Genomic DNA, 4,320 nt, shown 5'->3' on the forward strand with positions numbered 1-4,320 from the left:
CCCGGAATGACAGTCGGTGAACCCTTGGTGAGTTGTTTAACTTCAGCTTTTTTAATTCCGGCGGTTTTGTAAAGTTCTTTAATTGCGTCGGATCTTTCATTTGCCCCCTTGTCCTTCGAAGAAATTTCAGCTTCGGGGTTTGTCTTTTTTTTGGGTGAGTTGGAAAGGACAATAGCCGCTGCCGATAAAGCGGTGCCGGCAAGCGAAAGCAGAAAGGCAGTTAATTTCTTCATGAATATTAGTATTTTAGGAGTTGTTGATATGCAATATATAAAAAAAAATAGATTTGTTGTTATTTTTGCACCTCAGAAGATTATAAGCCCTGTCGTATGAATATTCTTTTTATCTGTTCTTCCAAAGTATGGGGAGGTAATGAAAAATGGGTCTCCATTGCCATGACCGGGTTAAAAAAACGGCATCAGGTTTTCTTTTTGGGGAAAGATGAATACCTGAAAGGTCGTTTCGACTCGGATATTACATTTTTTTCCGCTCCGTTTTCCTCTGTTTTTGACCGGTTCACCCGACGTCAGATCGTGAAAGTTATTTCAGAGAATAAAATTGATGTCGTCATTTCCACCAAAAAGAAAGAATATTTCCTGGGTGGACTGGCTGCAAAATCTCAGGGAGTGAGGCATTTTCTCCGATTGGGGATTGTCCGGAAATTGAGGTTACCCATATGGCATCGGTGGGTTTACGGCAAGTTGAATGACGGAATTATTGTGAATGCCCATCGGATAAAACGTGAATTGATGAAATATCCCTGGATGCGAAATCATCCGGTGAGAGTTATTTACAACGGAATTCCAGGACTTAAGGAGTTTCCCGTTTCTTCGCCTTCTTCTGATTCTTTCCTTGTGGTATCTACAGGAATGCTTACCCGGCGCAAAGGTTTTCATCTGCTTGTTGAGGTATTGGCAAGGATGTCTGTAGAATCCCGTTCCCGTTTGGAAGTTCATATTTTGGGTAAAGGAAGGGAAGAAACTTCGTTGCGAAAACAGATTCAGAAATACGGATTAGAGGAAATCGTTTTTCTCGAAGGATTTGCCGATCCGAAGCCGTGGCTGACAAAAGCCTCTCTTTTTTGCCTCTTTTCCGCTAATGAAGGCATCAGCAATGCACTGGTGGAAGCCATGGCTGCCGGGGTTCCGGTGTTGACGACAAATGCTGGTGGTGCCGGAGAATTTATTGTACATCGGCACAACGGATATCTTGTTGGCAGAGAGGTCGGAGAGATTGGAAGAAAGCTTCATAAGCTCATGAAAATGCACCCTGAAGAGTTGGCAGCTTCAGGCAGGAACGGAAAAGATACAGTGGCTGCACTTTTTGATACAGAACGTATGGTGGATGAGTTGGAAAAGTGTTTGCATAATTTTGCCTAACTTCGTGCTTTCAATAGTCCGTAAAAGAATAACTAAAAGCAGAGACGTAAGGACGCAAAGTTATTATTAGAAAGTTGTGGTCAATGTTTGAGGTTTTTTAAGTAAGTTATTTGTAAAAGTTTAACGGAGTATTGTGTCTTAAAACAAAAAAAAACATGGACAGTACACGTCAAAAAAAGATAGGAAGACTCATTCAGAAGGATATGAGTGAGATGTTTCAACGAGAGGTTAAAGAAGTTACTGCGGGTGCGTTGGTTTCGGTGACGGTGGTAAGGGTTACATCCGATCTTGGCGTCGCGCGGGTCTATCTTAGCATCTTTCCACCCGAACGTAAAGAGGAGGTCTATGATAAGATCAGGGAGCATTCTTCGCAAATCCGTTTTGCGTTAGGGAAAAGGGCCGGAAAACAGCTGCGGGTGATTCCCGAATTGGAGTTCTTCATCGATGACAGTCTGGATTACATCGACAACATTGACCAGCTGTTGAAAGAATAGAATGAAGAATGGGCTTGGTATAAAAAGTATCTTTTTTGCCATCCTCTTTGTTGTTGATGGGTTTGATTGGGGCGGACCTTGGCCGGTAAGCCTAAAAACAAGGCTGTTTTATCGTGAATTGAAGTAGGTCAGGGTTTTAAGGATGAAATCCCTTTTTGGAAAATGATAAGGGCAGTTTTGGACAAAAAAAGATTGTTTAATTCCACATACCAAATACTTTAATCTGGTTGTAAACTATGCAATATGATCCTATAAAACGTTCGCTGGGACGTGTTTTTAACGCAACACCCGGTTTCCGGCTGTTGTTTTACCGGTTATTGAATATTCTGCTATTGAGGTCGTGGTACATCCGTCGCGAGTTGAAGAAATGGGCTTCACGCCAGGGCCCGGTTGCAGACATACTGGACGCGGGTTCAGGGTTTGGACAATACACCTGGTCGATGTCGCGGTTAGGCGACGACTATCGGATTCTTGGGGTGGATGTGAAAGAGGAACAGGTGGCTGATTGTAACCGGTTTTTCAAAGTTTTGGGCATAGGAGGAAGGGTTCATTTTAAAATGGACGATCTTACCACTTTCAGTGAGCCTGAAACTTACGACCTGGTTTTGTCGGTTGATGTGATGGAGCATATTGAGGAAGACCGAAAAGTATTTCATAATTTTTTTGAAAGCATGGCTCGGGGAGGTATGTTGTTGATTTCCACACCTTCGGATAAGGGTGGTTCTGATGCCCACGAACACAGCGGTGACGGAATTTCAGGGTTTATTGACGAGCATGTGAGGGACGGTTACAATATGGAAGATATCCGGGAAAAATTGCAGGATGCAGGTTTTAAGGACATTGATTGCCGATATTCTTATGGAAAACCGGGACATATATCCTGGTTACTCTCCATGAAGTTTCCCATTACAATGCTCAATAAGAGTAAGCTGTTTTTTTTGCTGTTGCCCTTTTATTATTTGATATCCTGGCCTTTTGCCTGGCTGCTGAACCTGATTGATATTTCCATGCAACATGAAGAGGGAACTGGTTTAATTGTGAAGGCCTTTAAACCGGCAAACCAATAGAAAAATCTAAGACTTATGAAGCTGGCTCTGCATATTGCGTTGAGGTACCTGTTTGCCAAAAAATCCCAGAACGTTATCAATGTTATTTCTATGATTTCGGTGACGGGTGTTTTGGTGGGTTCCCTGGCTTTGATTGTAGTGTTGGCGGTTTTTAACGGATTGCACGGTCTTATCGGGTCGCTTTATGGTTCTTTTGATCCCGAATTGAAAATTTTATCCGAAAAGGAGAAGGTATTTAGTGTGGATTCTGTTCCTTATCAGCAAATTCTGGAAACAGAAGGCATTTCTGTGGTTTCCCAGGTTCTTGAAGGACAGGCGTTGTTGCGGTCCAGTAAGCGGCAGGTTCCTGCTATTGTGATGGGAGTGGATGAGCATTTTTCACAAGTGTCGGGCATTGATTCCATTATTATAGAGGGAGAGTATAAATTGCACGATTCGTCTCAAAAGATGGGCGTTATCGGTTATGTGCTGGCCGATCAGCTTGGATTGCGATTGAATTTTGTGAAACCGTTGGTGATGTATGTTCCGCGGCGTACCGGTCAAATAAATATGATGCGGCCCGATTTGTCGTTTCGGAAAGAGTATATCCAGCCCTCCGGGATGTTTGCTGTGCAGCAACTAGATTACGACTCCCGTTATCTGGTTGTCAGTATTAATCAGGCACGCAACTTGTTTGAGTACGGTGACGAACACGTTTCGTCACTGGGGATTTCTTTGAAAGGGGAGGCCTACCCGGAGGATGTAAAATCGCGGTTGAAAGAACTTCTGGGTTCCGGATTTTTGGTTCAGGATCAGCATGAGCAACATGCAACTTTTTACAAGCTGATGCGGGTGGAGAAGCTGATGGCGTACTTGATCCTCTTATTTATCTTGGTAATTGCTCTTTTTAATGTAATCGGAACCTTGTCTCTCCTTATTTTTGAGAAACGTGAAAGCATTGGAACACTACGAAGCATGGGGGCAGGACGGACATTAATTAACAGGGTGTTTTTGATAGAGGGCTGGCTGATCTCTTTGGCGGGAGTAACAGCAGGAGTACTGTTGGGTGCTTTTCTTATCTGGCTCCAGCAACAGTACGGATTGCTTCGTTTTGGTGGTGAAGGGGCTTTTGTGGTGGATGCTTACCCCGTAGCGTTGCAATGGACCGATATGGTGTTGGTTTATGTAAGTGTGTCTGCCATTGGCTTCCTTGCCGCCTGGTATCCGGTTCGTGTTATTGTTCGCCGATACTACTCCGAACAGGGAGAGGAGTGATCGGCCCACTGGATTGCTATTTCACTCAGAATAGCATTCAACTCCTCAATGCTTTCGGTGCGCAGCATCTTTATTTTCACGGATCGGAAATTGTCCAGTCCTTTAAATGTAACTGCCAGGTGACGT

At 43.7% G+C, this 4,320-nt stretch carries 5 protein-coding genes; 4 read left to right on the forward strand and 1 reads right to left on the reverse strand.

The window, feature by feature from the left end:
* The coding region (locus tag QZZ43_RS19160; RefSeq protein WP_291862688.1) for a hypothetical protein at positions 1–233 on the reverse strand (233 nt) is incomplete at its 3' end.
* A 96-nt stretch (positions 234–329) separates the two neighbouring features.
* Here QZZ43_RS19160 and QZZ43_RS19165 point away from each other — a divergent pair.
* From QZZ43_RS19165 to QZZ43_RS19180, 4 genes are all read left to right on the forward strand, one after another.
* On the forward strand, positions 330–1,379 hold the full coding sequence (locus QZZ43_RS19165; protein ID WP_291862691.1) for a glycosyltransferase: 1,050 nt from the start codon (positions 330–332) through the stop codon (positions 1,377–1,379).
* A 155-nt stretch (positions 1,380–1,534) separates the two neighbouring features.
* The gene (rbfA, locus tag QZZ43_RS19170) at positions 1,535–1,873 is read left to right on the forward strand and encodes a 30S ribosome-binding factor RbfA (protein WP_291862694.1); all 339 of its coding nucleotides are present in this window, start codon (positions 1,535–1,537) and stop codon (positions 1,871–1,873) included.
* Positions 1,874–2,109: 236 nt separating this feature from the next.
* Entirely contained in the window at positions 2,110–2,940 is an 831-nt protein-coding gene (locus QZZ43_RS19175) for a bifunctional 2-polyprenyl-6-hydroxyphenol methylase/3-demethylubiquinol 3-O-methyltransferase UbiG (RefSeq protein ID WP_291862695.1), read from the forward strand.
* 15 nt (positions 2,941–2,955) lie between these two features.
* A complete protein-coding gene (locus tag QZZ43_RS19180) occupies positions 2,956–4,194 on the forward strand; it encodes an FtsX-like permease family protein (protein WP_291862698.1) in 1,239 nt (412 codons plus the stop codon).
* The last annotated feature ends 126 nt before the right edge of the window (positions 4,195–4,320 follow it).

This window comes from Marinilabilia sp., from assembly GCF_016278715.1.
GTDB lineage: Bacteria > Bacteroidota > Bacteroidia > Bacteroidales > Marinilabiliaceae > Marinilabilia.